Below are 18,719 nucleotides of genomic sequence, written 5' to 3'. Positions count from 1 at the left end.
TAACAATAATGGAGCTGGTCATGATTCCACTCAAGCGAACGCTATTGAGCAGCCTCATGCTGCTCGCCGTGAGCAATACCCAGGCACAACCGACCCCCAACATCTACCTGCAGGGCGGTGCCCAACCGGGTGCCACGGCCTGCGTGGCGTGCCACGGTGCGGATGGCATGGGGCTGGCACCTGCCGGGTTTCCGCGATTAGCCGGTCTTTCTGCCGATTACCTGAGCAAGCAACTGCACGACTTTCAAAGTGGCAAACGGGTCAGCCCGGTGATGCAACCCCTGGCCAAGGCCCTGAGCGACCAGGAAATTGCCGCGGTCACCGCCAGCATTGCCGCCATGCCGGCCCCTGCGGTGCCTGCCATCAACCGCAGCACCATGCCTTCAGGCCCTGGAGAAAAGTTGGCCTTGCGCGGCGCCTGGGAGCGTCAGATACCCGAGTGCGTCAGCTGTCATGGCCCGGGTGGGGTGGGGGTGGGAAGTGCCTTCCCGCCCCTGGCCAATCAACCGGCGCTGTACCTGACGGCGCAGCTCAATGCCTGGCGCGATGGCACCCGGCGCAACGATCCCAATGACCTGATGGGTCATATTGCCAAGGCCATGAGCGAAGACGAAATCAAGGCGGTTGCCGACTATTTCAGCACTGTAGGGCACAAGGAGGTCAAACCATGAAACGTCTGATATCAACCTGTGCGGCATCCTTCCTCTTTGGCAGCGCGGTCCATGCAGCGCCCATTGCGATGGAAGACCAGTCGCAGATCAAGGTGCCTGCACCTGCCGATAACATCACCTACTTTCAGCCGCCGCAACAAAGCGAATTGCCCGACAACGCCTACGGCAAAATGGTCATGGACGGCTATGCCCTGTTTGTTGACACCAAACGCCAGGCCCCGAAGTTTGTCGGCAATGGCCTTAACTGTACGAACTGCCATCTTGATCAGGGTCGTCTGGCCAACTCAGCCCCGCTGTGGGGGGCGTACCCCATGTACCCGGCGTACCGCAAGAAAAACGACAAGGTCAATACCTTTGCCGAACGCCTGCAGGGCTGCTTTCAGTTCAGCATGAATGGCGGTACGCCACCGGCTGCCGATAGCCGCGAGATCACGGCGCTCTCAACCTATGCCTATTGGTTGTCAACCAAGGCTCCTACGGGGGTTGAGTTGCCGGGACGAGGGTATCCCGATGTGCCCGAGCCCAAGGCTGGGTACAACTTGAGCCGTGGTGCTGCGCTGTACAAGGACCAATGTGCCGTCTGTCATGGTGACAACGGGCAGGGGCAAAAGGTGGGGGAGGACTATGTGATGCCGCCATTGTGGGGCAAGGATTCCTACAACTGGGGAGCCGGCATGCACCGGATCAATACCGCGGCATCGTTTATCAAGCACAACATGCCACTGGGCAAGGCCAACAGCTTGAGTGACGAGCAGGCCTGGGATGTGGCGGCGTACATCAACACCCACGAACGGCCACAGGACCCTCGACTGGTCGAAGGTTCAGTGGAAAAAACCCGGTTGAAGTTCCATGCCAATGACGGCGTCAACGTTTATGGGCAAACCGTGAATGGCGTTTTGGTCGGCCAGGGCACCCGGTAATTGCAGTTACCGCTAAAGTCATGCGCTTTAGCGGTATCCCTTACTTGCAGGCCACTACGACAGTGCGACTTTTAAAATTACCTACATCTGCGCCCAGGGTTTTCTCGCTTTGCGCAAGCGCAGGCGAACCATCCGTGGCAATGATGGTATAGCCAGTACCGGCACATGAGGCCTCGGCTTTCTCATAGCACTTGGCCCAGGACATGGCCTCGCCAGAACAGTCTATGCTCAACCCTTGTTTGCCATCGGCCAGGTAAGTGCTGGATGCCGTCGCGCACCCACCCAGAGTCACCAATGCGAGCAGTGTCAGAACTTTCTTCATCCGGGTAACCATCACATAAGTGGAGTTGCTGTTATTTTTTGCTGCGTCGGGCTGCTGGCTCAGGTTGGTCCTGAAATACCGAGGCGACTTCTGCTGCGGCCTGTTGCGAGCTGAATGGTCCGGCAACGTTTTCACCCGAGGCAGCAAACACGCACCATTGGCCCGATTCATCGGGTTTGATCTCATAACCGTTAACACTGATTGTTGCTGACATCGAAAAGCTGCCTGATTGGCTGGATTAATGGCGTGATAATAGCGCAAGGGCATCACGGGTAGTGGTAAACACGATGGGCGCCAATCAAATTCAATCGCAAAGGAACTAACGGGCAAAATATTTATCTAGGTTGGCATCAGTTTGCTATCGAGAAGCATTGTAACGTCGATGCTGCCTGATTAGACTGCGCCAAATTTGGAACGTACAGCCCTTTAAAGGACTCATATGATCAAGAAATGCTTGTTCCCAGCAGCCGGTTACGGCACTCGCTTTTTGCCAGCGACCAAGGCCATGCCAAAAGAAATGCTGCCGGTGGTGAACAAGCCACTGATCCAGTACGGGGTTGAAGAAGCACTGGACGCTGGCTTGACTGAAATTTCCATCGTGACGGGCCGCGGCAAGCGCGCCCTGGAAGACCACTTTGACATCAGCTACGAGCTGGAAAACCAGATCAAGGGTACTGATAAAGAGAAGTACCTGGTCGGTATCCGCCGCCTGCTGAGCGAGTGCTCGTTCTCGTACACCCGTCAAACCGAAATGAAGGGACTGGGCCACGCAATTCTGACTGGCCGCCCGCTGATCGGCGACGAACCCTTTGCCGTGGTTCTGGCAGACGACCTGTGCGTCAACCTGGAAGGCGACGGCGTCCTGACACAAATGGTCAAGCTGTACAATCAGTACCGCTGCACCATTATCGCGATCCAGGAAGTTGATCCGGCAGAAACCAACAAGTACGGCGTGATCGCTGGCGACCTGATTGGTGACGACCTCTACCGCGTGCGCAACATGGTTGAAAAACCAGCTCCGGAAGATGCACCTTCCAACCTGGCCATCATCGGCCGTTACATCCTGACTCCGGATATCTTCGATCTGATCAAACAGACCGAACCGGGCAAAGGCGGTGAAATCCAGATCACCGACGCGCTGATGAAGCAGGCGCAAAACGGTTGCGTGATTGCTTACAAGTTCAAGGGCAAGCGCTTTGACTGCGGTGGCGCCGAAGGCTACATCGAAGCAACCAACTTCTGCTTTGAAAACTTCTACAAAACCGGCAAAGCTTACTGATAGCGGCCCGTTGTAGATCGCTTCAAGAGAAAGCCACCCTCGGGTGGCTTTTTCGTTTTTTTGCTGTCGGCAACTTCCAGCGCTGGTCAATCGCGCAGGAGCGATTATGCTGATGGCCTGCCTAGGAGAGAGAAATGGCCTACGAATTTGATCTATTTGTCATTGGTGCGGGTTCTGGTGGCGTGCGTGCTGCACGTTTTGCCGCAGGTTTTGGCGCAAAAGTGGCTGTAGCAGAAAGCCGCTATCTGGGCGGTACCTGCGTGAACGTTGGCTGCGTGCCGAAAAAGCTGCTGGTGTACGGCGCGCACTTTGCTGAAGATTTCGAGCAAGCCTCGGGGTTTGGCTGGAGCCTGGGTGAGGCCGACTTTGACTGGGCGACCCTGATCGCCAACAAAGACCGCGAGATCAATCGTCTCAACGGTATTTATCGCAACTTGCTGGTCAACAGCGGTGTGACCCTGATCGAAGGTCACGCGAAAATAACCGGCCCCAATGAAGTTGAAATCAACGGTCAGCGTCATACCGCCAAACATATCCTGATCGCCACCGGCGGCTGGCCGCAGATTCCCGACATCCCGGGCCATGAACATGCAATCAGTTCCAACGAGGCATTCTTCCTCAAAGAGCTTCCCAAGCGTGTGCTGGTGGTGGGCGGTGGCTATATCGCCGTCGAGTTTGCTGGGATTTTCCACGGTTTGGGTGCGAAAACGTCCTTACTCTATCGTGGCGAGATGTTCCTGCGCGGTTTTGATGGTGCAGTGCGCAAGCACTTGCACGAAGAACTGATCAAGCGCGGCATGGACGTACAGTTCAATGCCGATATCGAGCGGATCGACAAGCAGGCCGATGGCAGCCTCAAAGCCACACTCAAGGACGGTCGCGAGCTGATCGCCGATTGTGTGTTCTACGCCACGGGCCGTCGGCCGATGCTCGATAACCTGGGCCTGGAGAACACCGGGGTCAAACTCGACAAGCGCGGTTTTGTCGAAGTGGATGATCTGTACCAGAGTGCCGAGCCATCGATCCTGGCCATTGGCGATGTGATCGGTCGCGTGCAGTTGACGCCCGTGGCGCTGGCCGAAGGCATGGCCGTGGCGCGCCGCCTGTTCAAGCCCGAGCAATATCGGCCGGTGGATTACCAAATGATCCCGACGGCTGTGTTCAGCCTGCCTAACATCGGCACGGTGGGTTTGAGCGAAGAACAGGCCATTGAGGCGGGACACAAGGTGCAGATTTTCGAAAGCAGCTTTCGCCCGATGAAACTGACACTCACCGAGTGCCAGGAGCGTACGTTGATGAAGCTGGTGGTGGATGCCGACACCGACAAGGTGCTCGGTTGCCATATGGTCGGGCCGGAGGCGGGGGAGATCGTGCAGGGACTGGCGATTGCCTTGAAGGCCGGGGCGACCAAACAGCACTTTGACGAAACCATCGGCGTACACCCGACGGCTGCTGAAGAGTTTGTGACCATGCGCACGCCGGTAAAACGCTGATTTTCACTGTGGGAGCGGTCTTGCATCGCGATGCAGACGGCGCGGTCTATCTGTTAAACCGCGTCGCTCCGATCGCGAGCAAGCCCGCTCCCACACTGATTTGCCAATTACCTGAAATCGGCATACGGAATCAACGGTTGCACCGGCATCGGCAAGTTGCCCTGCCACACGTCGAAGGTATAACGCAGGTAGAGCATCGCCCGGCTCGGGGCATAGTCATCGCTGTGCTGATAGAGCACTCCGCCGCCCAGTACCAGATGATCCGACAGCCTGCGCTCTACCAGCCCCTGTACGCGGTAACCAATGCCAGTGCTGCTGCCGCCCGAGGTCTGCCCCAGACCGTCGGCAAGCTGGTAGCCAGCATCATCGAGCCGCTGCAGCAGTTTGCTGTTCAGTCCGTCCAGCGGGTAAAGGTCATTGGCATCGGTTTTCGCATACGACCAGCTCACCGAGCTTTCCAATGCCACCGACCAGTTGGCGGTACGGAAGGCGTAGTTCAGCGGCACACCAATCGAATAGTACTTCTGCGGGCTGTAGTAACCGCCCTGGCCGAGAGTGTATTCACTCGAGTCCTTGTCATACCCCCAATACATCAGTGTCAGACCGGTGCGCAAACGTTCGTCGGCGCGCTCCACCAGACGGTAGTAATAACCGGCCATGGCCGTGCTCTTGTGGTTGTCTTCGACGTTTTTGCCGCGCAACCAGTGCTGGCCGAAACTGGCCCATACACCGTCTACGCCCCCTTCGTCGTGGCTCAGGCTCAAGGTCACACCGTTGGACGTGACGCCGCCCCAGGTCACACCGGTGTTGGGATCGGTAGCCCCGGCATAGGACAGGATCGAGTTGCTCAGCGGGCGACGTGAACCGGTCAGGGTCCAGCCCAGTGAGCCGATCTTGCTGCTGTAGGCCACACCGCCCAGCCAGTTGGGTACCTTGAAGTTATCCGGTGTACGACCGATATCGATGTTCCACACCTCGTTTTTCCAGCCCGCCGCCATCATCGTGCCGTTGACCGATTGCGAGCGGTCATCGCAGCCAGAGAAGTCAGGGCCATTGGTACCCTTGCGATTGACCTCCACAGCACAGGTGCCGTAGTTCTCGCGCACGAGTCCGTCCGGGTCGGCATCGAATTTTCCTGCATCCATATTCAACTGTTCTGCGCGCAGAAAACCGCTGCCATCGGCCACCGGCAGGTCCAGTTGCAGGATGGTGGTTCGGGTGTCGGTGTCCGAAGTGCCGGCGGAAGCATCGTCCGAACGCCAGCCATAGTCGGTATACAGATGAACTGTCGGATTTTGCCGCTGGTAGAGTTCGTCCACATCACTGCGCAAGCTACGGGCCAGCCACTCGTCATCGTCCTTTTCACGACTGGCCATGGTCATGGCGCGATTGTCCCGGGGGTTGCCTTGCTCAGGGGTAATCAGCCCTGCGGCGGCCATGCTTTTGGCATAGTAGTCCAGTGCCTTTTGCGGCTCCCTGGCCGACATCAGCCGCGCCGCGTCGCGATACATCAGCGGGTCAGCCTGCGGTGATTGCAACAATTGGGCATAGATGGCCTGGGCCTTTTCAGGCTCACCCACGGCGGCCCAGGCATTGGCTACCCGACGTTGCTGTGAAGGGGTCAATGGCGTGCCGGGGGCAGGGGTAAACTGTGTCAGTTGCTGACGAGCCGAAGGCAGCTGTTTGCTGGCAATCAGGGTTTCGATCTGGCCCAGGCGCGCATCAGTGTTGCCCGGTTCTTTTTTCAGCACCTGGCTGTAGAGGTTTTGCGCCTGTTCATAGTCACCACGCTCCTGGGCCCAGCCAGCGATGGTCATCAGATCGTCGTTGTCCGAGTTCTGCATCAACAGGGCAATCGCTTGCGGCTCTTGCCCGGCGGCGCGCAGACTTTCAGCCCGGGCCACCAGTACATTGCGTTGCAGCCGCGTATCCAGCTCACGCATGGAGTCGCTCCATTGCGTCTTGGGCAGTTGTTCCAGAACGCTCAAGGCACTGGCATCGCGCTCGGTACTTGATAGGTACAACGCGTAGGCATAAAGCGCTTCAGGGTTGCGACCCTGACGAGTCATCAGCTGTTTGAAGCTGTCATCAGCGGCGCCCGGCTGGTTGATTTCGCGCTGGGCGTTGGCCAGACGATAAGTGACCCAAGGCTCATCGGGGCTGAGGTTACGGATTTTGCTGAGCAAGGCGACCACTTGCGGCCAGTCCTTGCGCTCGGTAGCGGCATCGGCCTGACGGTTCAGTTCGTCAAGTTCGATGCTCTGGCGCAGGCTGGCAAATTCCTTCTGGCTGGCCGGCGGCAGGCGATCAAGGAAAGCCTTGGCCTTTTGCGGGTCTTGCGCGCTGTACAGACGCATCAGCCCACGCACCGCACTGCCATTGCCGGGCTCAAGACGACGGGCCTGCAACAGCAAGGCTTCGGCCTGGATATCGTCGTGCTCGGCCTGGGCCACGCTGGCCAGGCCTATGAGTGGGTCGGCATCGCCGGGCTTGGCCTTGCGTGCCTGGGTAAAGGCCGTGCGCGCCGCTGCCGGGTTATTTTGTTCAAGGGCCTTGTCGCCCTGACTGAGCAGCATGCGGTAGCGGCTGGCGTCCATCAGGTCTTGCCACTTGCTGATATTGGATGTGTCCTGTTCTTTGCTGCGAGCGGTGGCAAAGTTGCTGTTGGCTTCGGCATAGCGGCCCTGGCGAAACTGCGCCATGCCCAGGGCACCGTAAAGGGTCGGGTCGTCGGGGTATTGTTTGAGAGCGCGGCGCAGCAGGCCTTCGGCGGCTGCCGGGCTGCGCGACTGGTCGATCATTTGCTTGCCCTGGGCGCCGGCGGTCCATGCCGGGTCATTCAGCAGGCTTTGCTGCTTTTGCAGGTTTTTATTGGCCTCGCCAATCAGCGGCGAATTTGGATAGCGCGCAATAAAGCCCTGCCAGGCCTGTGCCGATGTGCGATCCACCGGCAATGTGCTGAGGTAGGTGTATTCACGCTCAGCCGCAGCATTACTGGCGACCGGGTCTTTGGCCAGTTGCTGCAGGACGATCAGGGCTTCTGGCGCACGGTCTTCGCGGAACAACAGGTCGGCCAGGGTCTGACGCAGGCCGGGGTTGCCCGGGTACTGTTTGTCCAGGCTGCGCAGTTGCTCGATGACCTGTGCACGCTGGCCCTGGATATTGCTGCGGATGCGCAGGTATTCCAGTGCCGTGGCAAAATCCGGCGGGGCATTGCCAAACAGTCGCTCGAAAATCGCCACGGCTTCTTCAGGACGACCGGCCGCAGCAAACAGGCGCGCCTGTTGCAGGTCTTTCTGGCTTTGTGGGTCTTGCAGCTTCATCAGGCTCTGGGCCTGACGCAGTGCCGCCGAATCAGGGGCAACATTTTGCAACTGGGCCAGACGCTGCCTGGCCAGCTCCGGGTTTTTCTCCAGCAATGCCTGGCGTATCGACGCCACCAACGCTTGCGGGTTGTTGGGTGAGATCAATTGCAGCCGTGCCAGCGAGTCACGCACCAGGTCTTCGCGGTACATGGCTTCGCCGATCCGAACCTGCTCCAGCAGCCATTGTTGCTGCTCCTGCACCGTGCTCGGCTGTGCAATGGCTGCAGTGGACAACCCACCGAGCAGGAACGCCCACGTTGTTATTTTTGGCATGTTTTGATCCACGAAGGTAAAAGCTGCCCATCCTTGTCAAAGCGATAGCGTTGTTCATCCCAGCCCTGGCCGAACAGCAGCAGTGACTGGTTGTAATAGGCATCGGCCGCAGGCGGCTGTTGCTTGATCCGTTCCTGTTGAACAGCCAGCGCGGGGGAGTCCAGGCTGGACAGTAACGGCAGCATGGCGGCGGAAAACCCTACCGGCCCCGTGCCGGTGTATTTGCCGGTAACGGCATTGACGCTTTCTGGCACATAGCTCAGGGTTTGGGTGAGGTTGGCCATGGGCGCAAAATGTTGTTGCAGTGGCTGGCGACCGGCCGCGTCCTGGGCCAGCATGCCAACCCACAGGTAGACGCGAATGGCATCGTAGTCCCCCAGCGAACCCTCCTTGCTGTCCGGTGCCCAACCGCCACCGGCTTTCCACTGCAGCCAGTCCGGGGCAAAGCCTTTGGGCGAAGTCTCTATCAGCATGCGTTGCTGGTTGCTCGCCAGTTCGGCCCAGATCGGTGATATACGCGCAAAACGGGCCAACAGTTGCGGTGGCAAATAGCTGGGGTTCAGGCGCCAACCCTTGGGGCTGTCAAAACCCACATCCCCGGGCAACAGCATCAGGCCCAGCCCGGGCAGCTTGCGCAGGCTTTGCGCAGCGCTGCGCCAGAGCATGTTCTGCCCAAGCGCGACATACTCGGGCCACTGCCACAGCCGGCCGGCTTCGAGCAGGCTGTAGGCGATCCACAGATCGGCATCGCTGGCATTGTTGCTGTCCAGGATCTGCCACTTGCCGTTTTTTGCCAGACCCCATTGCCAGGCTGGCAAATGAGCCTCAAGGCTGCCACCGGCGAGGTTATTGCGGGTCCACTCGAGAATGCTCGCAAAACTCTTTTTGTCGTTGCCCAGCAAAGCAAAAAACAACCCGTAGCTTTGACCTTCCGAGGTGGTGATCATTTGCGCCGACGAGCCATCGATAATGCGCCCGTCGCTGCTCATCATGGCCTTCTTGTAACTGTCCCAGGCGGGCCAGTCACAGGATTGCGCACTCGCCACCTGAGGCAATAGCCCCAGGGTCGAGCTCAGGGTAAGTGCCGCCAGTCGCTTCATGGCGTTAGTCATGCTTGTTCAGGCGACGGTTGGCCGCCCAGCTCAAGGCACGCCACAGCAGGAAGGCGCTGAGCAGAACGCTGATCACGGCCAGCACGGTGAGCAGCACCGGGTGCTCGGAGAGCTGGTACCACAGCAACAGGTACCATGGCAGGTTGCCAACAAAGTACTGGTCACCCACCAGTTGGCTGTAAACACCGCTGCTGCGGATCAGTGCCGCGGAGCCCGCTACTGCGTCCAGCTTGCCGCTGTCACCGAGGACTTCGCGCAACAAGTTGTAGTCTGCATCGTCATTGGCCAACATTGCCACGACACTGCGCTGGTTATGGGTCGGGGACTGCATGCCCAGGATAGCTGCAATCGGGGCCTGCGCTGTGACTTCCACCTTGTTGGCTGGCACGTTGCGTGCGTCGGTCGACGGCGTGAGACGAATGTTGGCATCAATACCGGTGGTGCCATGTGGCTGTACCAGCATGTCACGCTGGCGTTGCAGCAATACGCTCAAGTCCGGGTTATCGCGCAGGTCTGGTGCCATTTGTCCCAGTACCAGCAGGTCGGCATCTTCCTTGGAGGCGGATTGCCAGTCATCGGTCAGGCGCAAGCCGAACGCCGGGTAGCCGGAACGCGCAGAAATGCTGGCCACGGTTTCAAGCAGGGTGCTGATTTGTGTCGGTGTGGTGTCTTTGGGTACGACAACGATGGATTCGGACATGTCGGCCATGCGGCTGAACGGGAAACCACTGCGGGCAAAGGCCTTGAGGTCCGGCATGCTGATGTAGTGGTAGTAGCCGGACATATCGATGGTGGAGTCCTCATCGATAATTGCCTGGGTGTTGGCCGGCAGGATGGTCTGGCAGCGATCTTTCTGTGAACTGCCCATGGTGCTGGCAAAGTTGAAGTCGAAACGCAGACGGTTACGGTCGCCAATTTTCAGCGAAGGCACGATCAGTTTGTCATTGACGTTGGCTGAGTCGTTGGACAGCACCGACAGGCGCAGTTCTTCGAGGTTGCTGGTGTCTTTGCGCAGCAATGGCAGGCTGGTGAGGAACTGGTCATTGAGGCTGATATTCAAGCGCGAATCATCATTGGCCGACGGCGCGGTGTAGCGGTACTGGGTGCGCAGCGGGATACCCTGGTTGCGCCAGACAAACAGGTCAGGCGGCAGGTTGACGTCCAGGGTGATGGCGCGTGGCACCAGCCCGCTGACTTGCAGTTGTTGCGGGTAACTGACCAGTTCGGCAAAACGCACAGGGCGGTCGGTACGCATCCACGCCGGAGCATCGTAGGGTTTGCGCGGTTGCAGTTCCTGGACCTTGTCGATGGTCACACGGGAACCGCGCATCAGGTTGCCGCCCAGGGCCAGGGCCTTGGCGGCTGTAGCCAGGTCTTCTTCGTTGCGACCCATGACCAGCAGGATTTTGCTGTAAGGCGCATCCGGGTGATTGATCATTTCGACCACAGGCGCGGTCACGGCCGGGAATTTCTCCAGATCGCTCATAAAAGCAGGGCGGTGATCGTTGGTGGCAAACACCACGGTGGGCTGGACGGCATCCTTGTCTTGCACGCCTGGCAGGGTATCGAACACGACCGGGAAATTGGCCCCGCGCCAGTTGGACTGGCTACCGAAGTAGGAAGCCAGAATCGCGGCGGCTTTCTGTTCGCCCAGGGTCGGGTTGGCCGCGAAGACAAACGGCAGTTCCAGCTTGCCGCTGTTGCGCGGGTCGAAAAACGGCAGCGGGAAAAACGCCAGATCGTTTTGCAGGCTCAGCGCCTGTTCCTGCAGGGTAATGCTGCTGCCACGGCTGATATTGACCCACAGGGTGCTGTTGGCCGGGTCTTCGCAGAATTCGGTGTAATGGCCGACAAACTCCAGGCGTACGCGGTTGAAGTCCGAAATCAGTCGCGGATCAAGGGCCATCTTTTGCGTGGTTTTACGCCCCAACTGGTCCTTCTCGATCGGCAGCACGCCCATCAGCACATCGTTGAGGTAAACCCGGATATGGGAAACCGTCGGGATCAGCGAAGGCGAGGGCGTGTATTCCAGCTGCAGGCTGGCGTCGCTGGCAATGCGGTCCCGGCGCATGCCGAATTCCACCTGGTCGGCGCTGTTGATACCCAGCAGCAGGGAGTCACCGGGGCGCCCCAGTTGCTCAAAGGTATAGGTCACCGGCCAGCTTGGCAGTACCTGATCGGTTTGTGCAAATGCAGGTTTTGGCAGCGTTTCGGCCACTGGTGAGCTCCCCGGCAAAGGCAGGGGGCCGACATCAGCTGTGAGGCGAAGGTCATCAGCGCTAGGCTGGCGAAAATGGTTTTTTTGGTTATACGACTCATGATCTGCTCACTGGCCGGGAAATAAGAGGGGTGGAGGTGGGCATGCGCGGCAAAAAGCTGCCCAGCCACTGAAAGATGTGCAGGAAAGGTTTTGCCAACACGCGGACCCACGCCGGCAGGTATTCATACAGGCGGTAATAACCCTTGATGCCCAGGGCCAGGATCTCCTTGAGACTCTGGATCGGCTTGTCGGCTTCAAAACCGCTGTTGTGATCAAGCCAGGCATCGGCGCGGCCAAAGGTGCATTGCACGAAGGCAATTTTTTCTTCGGCCGGTAACCGGGCAAAGCTGAGACCAATAAAACGTTCGCTGGAACGGGTCAGGGTGCCGGTGAATACAAACTCGCGGTTGCCGCGTTGCAGAATCAGTGACACCGGCGTGCCGACGGGCAATTGCAGAGCCTGGCTCAGTTGCAGGCCGACGCCACCGTCGGAGTAGTCCACCAGCTCACAAGGGTAGCTGTGCCCGTCAGCCAGTTTCACCGCCCCCGGCAAGCGCGCGAGTACCCGGTGGGTGTTGCGCACCTGGCGTACTTCCGCGGCAACTGCAACCGCAGCCCCGATGATCAGCAGGTTGTAGATCACCCACAGGACGCTGACGATCACGGTGAAGATTTCATCCCTGGGGCCATAGAACAGGCGCCAGACGGCAAAGCCCAGGCCGAGGATGTTCAACACCGACAAAATCAGATAGGGCTTGGCGGTCTGCCAGTCGAACTGGTTTTCCTCCATCATGCCGCCCTTGGCCGTGACGTTGAATTTGCCCCGTGACGGGCTGAACAAGGCCACCGTGGTGGGCCGTGCGATGTACCAGGCCAGCACGGTTTCATACACCTCGCCCCAGAATGTCTGGCGGTAGGCGCCTTGCATCCGCGAGTTGGTCAGGCTGGCGTGGATCATGTGCGGCAGCACGTACAACAGGATCATCGCCGCCGGGGCGTAGATGATGTAAGCGTGGAAGAACAGGAATGCCAGGGGCGCAGTGAGGAACACCAGCCGCGGCAGCCCCACCAGAAAGTGCATCATGGCGTTGGTGTAGCAGATGCGCTGGAAGATCGTCAGGCCCTTGCCCAACAGCGGGTTGTCAGTGCGGAAAATCTGCACCATGCCCCGCGCCCAACGGATGCGCTGGCCGATATGCGCCGACAGGCTTTCGGTCGCCAGCCCCGCCGCCTGCGGAATACGCAGATAGGCCGAGGTCCAGCCATTGCGGTGCAGACGCAAGGCGGTATGGGCATCTTCGGTCACGGTTTCGACAGCAAAACCGCCGATGGAGTCAATTGCGGTACGCCGCAGTATGGCGCAGGAGCCGCAGAAGAACGCGGCGTTCCACATGTCGTTGCCGTCCTGGATCAGTCCGTAGAACAGCTCGCCTTCGTTGGGGCGGTTACGGAAAGTACCCAGGTTGCGCTCGAACGGATCCGGCGAGAGGAAGTGGTGCGGGGTTTGCACCAGCGCCAGTTTCGGATCGCGCAGAAACCAGCCAACCGTCAATTGCAGGAAGGAGCGGGCAGGCATGTGGTCGCAGTCGAAAATCGCCACCAGATCGCCGTCGAGCAATTTCAGGGCATGGTTGAGGTTACCCGCCTTGGCGTGACGGTTGTCGGTGCGGGCGATGTAGTTGATACCCACTTCCTCGGCGAAGGTCTTGAAACTTGGGCGGTTACCGTCATCGAGCAAATGGATGCGCAGCTTGTCTTTCGGCCAGTCGATACCCAGCGCCGCATACACCGTGCCACGGGTAACCGACAATTCTTCGTTGTAGGTGGGAATCAGCAGATCCACTACCGGCCACTGATCGGTGTCTGCCGGCAGCTGTGCCGGTTTGCGATTGAGCGGCCATGAGGTTTGCACATAACCCAGCAACAGGATCAGCCAGGTATAGGTTTCGGCCACCAGCAAGGTCAGGCCGCAGACCAGATCGAAGGTGTCGTTCCAGTTCAGGGTCGAGGTATAGCGCCACCACAGATAACGGCACGACACGATGACCGAGAGCACGATCAGCAATAATGTAGGGAAGCGCCCCGGCATGCGCCGGACCAGCATGGCCAGCATCCACAGCAAGACGACAAACACCAGTTGCGCAAGGAAACCGAACGGTTCGGTAATGCACAGCACAATCAACGCCAGGGCCAGTACGCCCATGGCGATATACAGGCCCTTGCGCAGCGGCCATTGAATGTTGTCCCACCAGTGCGAGCCTTTGGTGACTTGCGGGCTGAGGGTGGTGGGCAAGCGGGCAAAGGCATTGGACAGCAGGTTCCATGGCCGTTGCACGATCATCAGCAAGGCCGAGAAAAAGCTGGCCGTGCGCTGGCGGAAGCGTTGCCGGCCGATCTGGTCCTGGTTGGGCGTTCGCACCAGCAGTAGCCACAGGGTTTGCACCGTGTAGCGTAGCGGGTCACCGATGGTCGAGGGCTTGTCCGCCAGGTGCGGATACAGGCGCCGGTGCTGTTCGCGCAAGGCTTGCCAGCGGGGTGATTCAAGGCGCAGGAAGATCCAGCCCAGCGCTTGAATCAGCGCCAGGGTGAAGGCGGTAAAACGGGTGCAGTTCTGCTCCCGCCGCAATCGTGTATAGGGGAACCAACGCCTGATCATTCAAGCCTCCTGCCGCGCAGCAGGCACCAACTGGCCAGGCTGATAATGTCCAGGGCAATCAGGCTGGAGGGCGCATAGCGCCCGGCAGGCTCGCTTCTGGCCAGGGCCTCGGCCATGGCTTCATCGGCATGCAGGTTGACTGGCACCAGTGCATGGGCATAACGCTGTTGCCAGATCAGCAGCAGATCGCGCTGCAACTGGCTGGCGGCATCGAAGCGATTGACCAGAAACAGCGGGGTCTGCGTCAGCTGCGGTTGCAACAGCACATGGCAGGCAGCATCGGCGTTGGTAACCATCATCGAGAGTGCGCAGTGCGGGTTGGTCATATGCCCAGGCAAGCGTTGCGGCAGGTCGAAGAGTATCCAGTCAAACGCGTTCGCCAGCGCAGCCTGGCGCTGGCTCCAGAGCTTTGGCTGTTCAATCAGCAGGGCATCGAGGGCAAAAAGCTCGCTCGGCTTCAATTGGCCATAGGGCAGCACGCACAGGCCTGGCTCTACCACCCAGGCGTGTTCGTGCCAGGGTTGCCGGTCAAGGGTCGCCCGCGCCCAGCCTTCACGTGGGGCAAGGTCCATATTGAAGTGCAGGCCCAGGGAGTTCTCCGGGCACATGTCCACCAGCAGCACTTTCTGCCCCAGCTCATGCAGCGCATGGCCCAGGGCCGCCAGGGTTGAGCTGGTGCCCACGCCACCCCGCACGCCACGCAAACTCATGCTGATCATGGGGTTTGCTCCGTGTCCTTGGCCAGCAACGGGGGCTGCTTGTACTGCGCCTCTAGATAGGCCAGCAACGGCCAGCGCTCAAAGGCCTGCAACAGCTCCATATGTGCCGACACATCGACATATTCCAGGGCATGCAGCTCCATCATGGATTTAAGCCGGGCAATATCATCGGCCCGTTCTTTGCGCGAAAGGATATCGGCGCTTATTTGAACCGCTGTGGGTAAGGCAGCCATCCGCCGTTCTCCTTGATTCGCACATAAGGTTTGCCGTTGTAGTCGAGTACTACGGTCCCTGAGTTTTCCGATACTTTCGCGGTTTTCGGCAGATCGGTGAGCAGCCTGGACCAGTCCACGGTCTGGCCATTGCTCAGCGCCGGATCGGCGTACAGGCGAGCTATGATTTCTGCCACGGCCAGGTAGCTGCTGGGTTCACTGACGTGGATAGGCTGGGTTTGCGCGTTGTCGCCCATATTGATCAGCTTGATACCCACCGGTACATGGGTGATGGAGTCACTGGGGATTTCGCGCATGCCGGCTATCTGCATGCGGTCACCGTGCAGCGCTGCGCCATGCTCAGGGACGATGGCTACCACGACGCGACGGCCACTTTTTTCCAGCTCTTTAAGGAAGGCATTAAGATCGTCGAGAAGGATCTGCGCCCGGCTGCGGTAGTCAGCGGCCTGGGTGCCGCCATCGGACTGCACCTGGCGGTTACCGTCGTGCAGGCTGGTGGTGTTGTAGAACAGCGCCATATTGGGTGAGTCTTCAGTCATGCGGTGCTGCCACCACTTGCTCAGCACATCACGGTCGCGCCAGATCGGCGAGCCGTCAAAACCGACATAGGTACGCGGCAGGCCTGCGGGTACAACACCCAGAGCCGGAGGAGGCAACTGGCCCTGTTCACGCACTTCCTGCAGGAAACCGTCGAATTCACCGGTGTGGTTAAGCATCAGCTCATTGGAAAAGCCCAGCTTGCGCAAGTCATCGAACAACAGGCACTGATCCGCCGGTTGTTTGTACAACTGCGCATGGGAGGTCTGGCCGCAACTGGCGCGCAGCAAGCGAATGGCTGCGGGGCCGCTGTAGGCGGTGGCCGAGTTGAAGTTGTCGAATATCACGTCCATCTGGCTGAACAACGGGTTGTCACGCAAGCCCACGGCATCCAGGTCGTCCCAGGCCATGGAACAAATATTGATCACCAGCAGATCGAACGGGGGCGGCTTGACTGCCGGTTCCTTGAACTCGACCTTGCGCGTGGATTCGTTGAGATAGAACTTCTCCAGGTAGCCATTGAGCGTCGCGTCGTCGGGCTCGCCTGCGCTGACGGTCGGCACGCCCGTGGCAGTCTGTGCGCCGGCCATTTGCGGTTGCACGGAAGGTGGCAACAGCCACTGCAGATTGCCCATGCCCAACCAGGCAAAGCCCAGCAGGGTGAGGGTGGTCAGGCGCAGCCACTGGTTCAGGAACAGGTAGCCGACAAACAGCAACAGCAACAGGGCGCACACTTGCCAGTCGATAAAGCGCCCCAGCAGCTCGACGATATAGTCGAACGAAAAGTTCAACACCCCCGGTTGTGCCAGCAGGCGGCTGAAGGGCGGGAACCAGGTGTCCTGGTACAGAAGGGCCACGGCCACCGGAATGGCAATCAGGGTGCGCAAACGGCGTAGCGCCGGGTTGGCGATCGGAATCAGCAAAACAGCAGCAAAGATCAGGTTGGGCAAAATCTGGATGTTCAGATGCCCCGTCCAGGCCAGCAGGAACTTGGCCAGGAAATACAGGTTCCAGGCGCCCAGGCCGCTCCAGGATCCGGCAATTTTGTGCGCCGGTGCGTCAGACTTAAACAGACTCATCAGGCGTTCTCTGAGCAGGGCTGGCTGGCATGCGACGGCGAACGCCGCACGATTTCAAATAGCGGGGAGAGAGGTACTGCTCGAAATGACTTTTCAAGTACATCCGCATGCGCTGCCAGAACAGCGTCAGCAGTACGGTCACCACACAGGTCAATGCAATGACATCGATTAGCTCAAGGAACGTCATGACTGTGGCTCACTGATAGGCAGGGTGAATCTTTGCGGATTTAACGGCGCACGTTCACCCGTAGCAGATACCGCTTGCGTCGCATGGGTCTCGACGGGGATATGCAAGTGTGCAGGCACGGCGCCAGCTTTCATAAAGGCGTCAGCCGGCAGATCGGACAACCCGCTGAGCATGCGGCGCTGGCTGAACATGTCGCGCCAGGGCAGGCGGCAAACATTGCCCAGTGCCGGTTCCAGTCCGTCAGCGCGGCAGGCAAACAGAAAGAGGTAAAGCTCGCCATCCAGCAGGCAGGCAAAGTCGCCGAATCGACGCAGGCACATCTGATTGAGGAACAGTTCCTCACCAATGCCGGGCACCGGTTCGAACTTCATCAACTGGTGGGTTACCTCACCCGAACTGTCCTGGTAGATCTGCGCAACGGCTTCGAAAAAATCACGGGGGCTCACCAGCCCGCGAATTTGCGGCGGGCGCTGACGTTCCAGAAGGGTCTTGAAATCAATGTTCTGCGTGTACTGCCAGCGCTGCCCCTGAATGCTTTCAATCATGCTCAGAAAACGTGAGAGCAGGGTGCCGTCGGGAACGATCAGGTTGGCCCCGCAGGCCAGCAACAGACGTTCATCGCGGTAGCGCACCGACGGTTCCATTTCGCGCACAACGATCTTCAACTGCGGCCCGCAATGTTCGCGCAAGTCGTGCAACTGCTGTGCAAGCTCAAGTAACTGGTAGCTGTTGTCGATGCCGACAATTACGGTCGCGGCGCTGGCTGACTGGGCTGCTTCGAGCAATGCATCACGGTTTTCGAACAGGTACCAGTGCTTGGACATTGACGGCGCACCCTCCAGCACGGAGCGCTCGGCAAGATAAACGTGCTGATCGTCCGCTACCCGGGGCTGGGTATCGACCTCGGTTTGCGGGATCAGGCGCAAGGTCGCGTCCTGGTCCGACAACTTGAACTCCTGCCCGGCGCTAACGCCCAGATCGCTGTGCCAAAAGTGCAACTGATAGCGCAGGTCGCCGTTGTAGCGGTACAAGCGACTTAAACCGGAAAGGGTTTGATTGAGTTGCAGCAACTGCGCATGCAGCAGCGCTGCCTCGCCATGGGTAATCACTAGCAATGTGGCGTTGCGCTCCAGCAGCCAGGAACGCATGCGCTCGAACCAACGTTGCAATTGGACCGCTGTGGTGGTCTCAGCCCAACTGTTGGCAGGCAGCACCAGCAGGATCTGGCTTGAAGGGGCGGTACCGGCACGCGCAAGGTCGCGGTTCAACGTGGCCAGCCCAGGCACGATGACTCTTGGTGCGATCTCGAACAGCTTGAGTTTTTCCGGCCCGCGATCGGGCGCCATGTCGTTGACCAGGCCTTGTGCGTAGCCGGTGCTGGCAATCAAGGTTGCCGGCACGCTTTCGGGTATGTTTTCAAGAAATTGCCGAGCAAGCAGTTTTGCGTCAGCGGAGTGACCGACCGTGACCCAATACAAGCCGCCTGCGCGCAACACAATGTGTTGATCCGGCAATCCGCCTATGGCCAAACTGATATGAACCAAGCGTAACGTCCCCCAAGGATGAACAGGTGTTAAGGCGTTCGGGTACTGCCAGCCATCACCTGTCTATTT

15 protein-coding genes are annotated in these 18,719 nt (G+C 59.2%); 4 read left to right on the top strand and 11 right to left on the bottom strand.

The features are described 5' to 3' along the window. The first annotated feature begins 20 nt into the window (after positions 1-20). The gene (locus tag V6L81_RS15545) at positions 21-671 is read left to right on the top strand and encodes a cytochrome c (RefSeq protein ID WP_095019908.1); all 651 of its coding nucleotides are present in this window, start codon (positions 21-23) and stop codon (positions 669-671) included. Further along, positions 668-1,591: a c-type cytochrome gene (locus tag V6L81_RS15540; RefSeq protein WP_338660120.1), complete on the top strand. Its 924-nt coding sequence runs from the start codon at positions 668-670 to the stop codon at positions 1,589-1,591. The genes V6L81_RS15545 and V6L81_RS15540 overlap by 4 nt, the downstream gene beginning before the upstream one ends. A 40-nt stretch (positions 1,592-1,631) precedes the next feature. Here the strand turns inward: V6L81_RS15540 and V6L81_RS15535 are convergent, their stop codons facing one another. Together V6L81_RS15535 and V6L81_RS15530 are read right to left on the bottom strand one after the other, a co-directional pair. Further along, on the bottom strand, positions 1,632-1,913 hold the full coding sequence (locus V6L81_RS15535) for a hypothetical protein (RefSeq protein ID WP_095000186.1): 282 nt from the start codon (positions 1,911-1,913) through the stop codon (positions 1,632-1,634). 31 nt (positions 1,914-1,944) lie between these two features. Further along, entirely contained in the window at positions 1,945-2,127 is a 183-nt protein-coding gene (locus V6L81_RS15530) for a hypothetical protein (protein ID WP_095000187.1), read from the bottom strand. A gap of 225 nt (positions 2,128-2,352) precedes the next feature. Between V6L81_RS15530 and galU the strand changes: the two genes are divergently transcribed. Together galU and gorA are read left to right on the top strand one after the other, a co-directional pair. Next, entirely contained in the window at positions 2,353-3,192 is an 840-nt protein-coding gene (gene galU / locus V6L81_RS15525) for a UTP--glucose-1-phosphate uridylyltransferase GalU (RefSeq protein ID WP_016780941.1), read from the top strand. Positions 3,193-3,326: 134 nt separating this feature from the next. Further along, positions 3,327-4,685, top strand: a complete 1,359-nt coding sequence (gene gorA, locus V6L81_RS15520; RefSeq protein WP_095000188.1) for a glutathione-disulfide reductase — start codon at positions 3,327-3,329, stop codon at positions 4,683-4,685. A 107-nt stretch (positions 4,686-4,792) separates the two neighbouring features. Here the strand turns inward: gorA and bcsC are convergent, their stop codons facing one another. The 9 genes from bcsC to bcsE form a co-directional block, all read right to left on the bottom strand. Then, positions 4,793-8,323: a cellulose synthase complex outer membrane protein BcsC gene (bcsC, locus tag V6L81_RS15515; RefSeq protein ID WP_095038780.1), complete on the bottom strand. Its 3,531-nt coding sequence runs from the start codon at positions 8,321-8,323 to the stop codon at positions 4,793-4,795. Then, the gene (gene bcsZ / locus V6L81_RS15510; RefSeq protein WP_095038781.1) at positions 8,311-9,423 is read right to left on the bottom strand and encodes a cellulose synthase complex periplasmic endoglucanase BcsZ; all 1,113 of its coding nucleotides are present in this window, start codon (positions 9,421-9,423) and stop codon (positions 8,311-8,313) included. The genes bcsC and bcsZ overlap by 13 nt, the downstream gene beginning before the upstream one ends. Positions 9,424-9,427: 4 nt before the next feature. Further along, positions 9,428-11,653: a cellulose biosynthesis cyclic di-GMP-binding regulatory protein BcsB gene (bcsB, locus tag V6L81_RS15505; RefSeq protein WP_338660119.1), complete on the bottom strand. Its 2,226-nt coding sequence runs from the start codon at positions 11,651-11,653 to the stop codon at positions 9,428-9,430. A gap of 97 nt (positions 11,654-11,750) precedes the next feature. Then, positions 11,751-14,351: a UDP-forming cellulose synthase catalytic subunit gene (gene bcsA / locus V6L81_RS15500; protein ID WP_095000192.1), complete on the bottom strand. Its 2,601-nt coding sequence runs from the start codon at positions 14,349-14,351 to the stop codon at positions 11,751-11,753. Continuing rightward, positions 14,348-15,070 (bottom strand): cellulose biosynthesis protein BcsQ, encoded by a 723-nt coding sequence (bcsQ, locus tag V6L81_RS15495; RefSeq protein WP_095000193.1) that lies wholly within the window; start codon positions 15,068-15,070, stop codon positions 14,348-14,350. The genes bcsA and bcsQ overlap by 4 nt, the downstream gene beginning before the upstream one ends. Then, complete coding sequence (bcsR, locus tag V6L81_RS15490) at positions 15,067-15,303, bottom strand: cellulose biosynthesis protein BcsR (RefSeq protein WP_095000194.1); 237 nt, start codon at positions 15,301-15,303, stop codon at positions 15,067-15,069. Before bcsR ends, bcsQ begins: the two co-directional genes overlap by 4 nt. Beyond that, positions 15,273-16,919 carry a cellulose biosynthesis protein BcsG gene (gene bcsG / locus V6L81_RS15485; RefSeq protein ID WP_095000195.1) on the bottom strand — a complete coding sequence of 549 codons (1,647 nt, stop codon included), beginning with the start codon at positions 16,917-16,919 and terminating at the stop codon, positions 15,273-15,275. Before bcsG ends, bcsR begins: the two co-directional genes overlap by 31 nt. Then, a complete protein-coding gene (gene bcsF / locus V6L81_RS15480) occupies positions 16,906-17,106 on the bottom strand; it encodes a cellulose biosynthesis protein BcsF (protein WP_095000196.1) in 201 nt (66 codons plus the stop codon). The genes bcsG and bcsF overlap by 14 nt, the downstream gene beginning before the upstream one ends. Continuing rightward, entirely contained in the window at positions 17,103-18,650 is a 1,548-nt protein-coding gene (bcsE, locus tag V6L81_RS15475) for a cellulose biosynthesis protein BcsE (RefSeq protein WP_338660118.1), read from the bottom strand. The genes bcsF and bcsE overlap by 4 nt, the downstream gene beginning before the upstream one ends. Positions 18,651-18,719 lie beyond the last annotated feature (69 nt).

It is taken from the genome of Pseudomonas bubulae (assembly GCF_037023725.1).
GTDB classification, from domain to species: domain Bacteria; phylum Pseudomonadota; class Gammaproteobacteria; order Pseudomonadales; family Pseudomonadaceae; genus Aquipseudomonas; species Aquipseudomonas bubulae.
The sequence above is the reverse complement of the archived record's forward strand: the minus strand, read 5'-3'. Positions and strand labels throughout refer to the sequence as shown.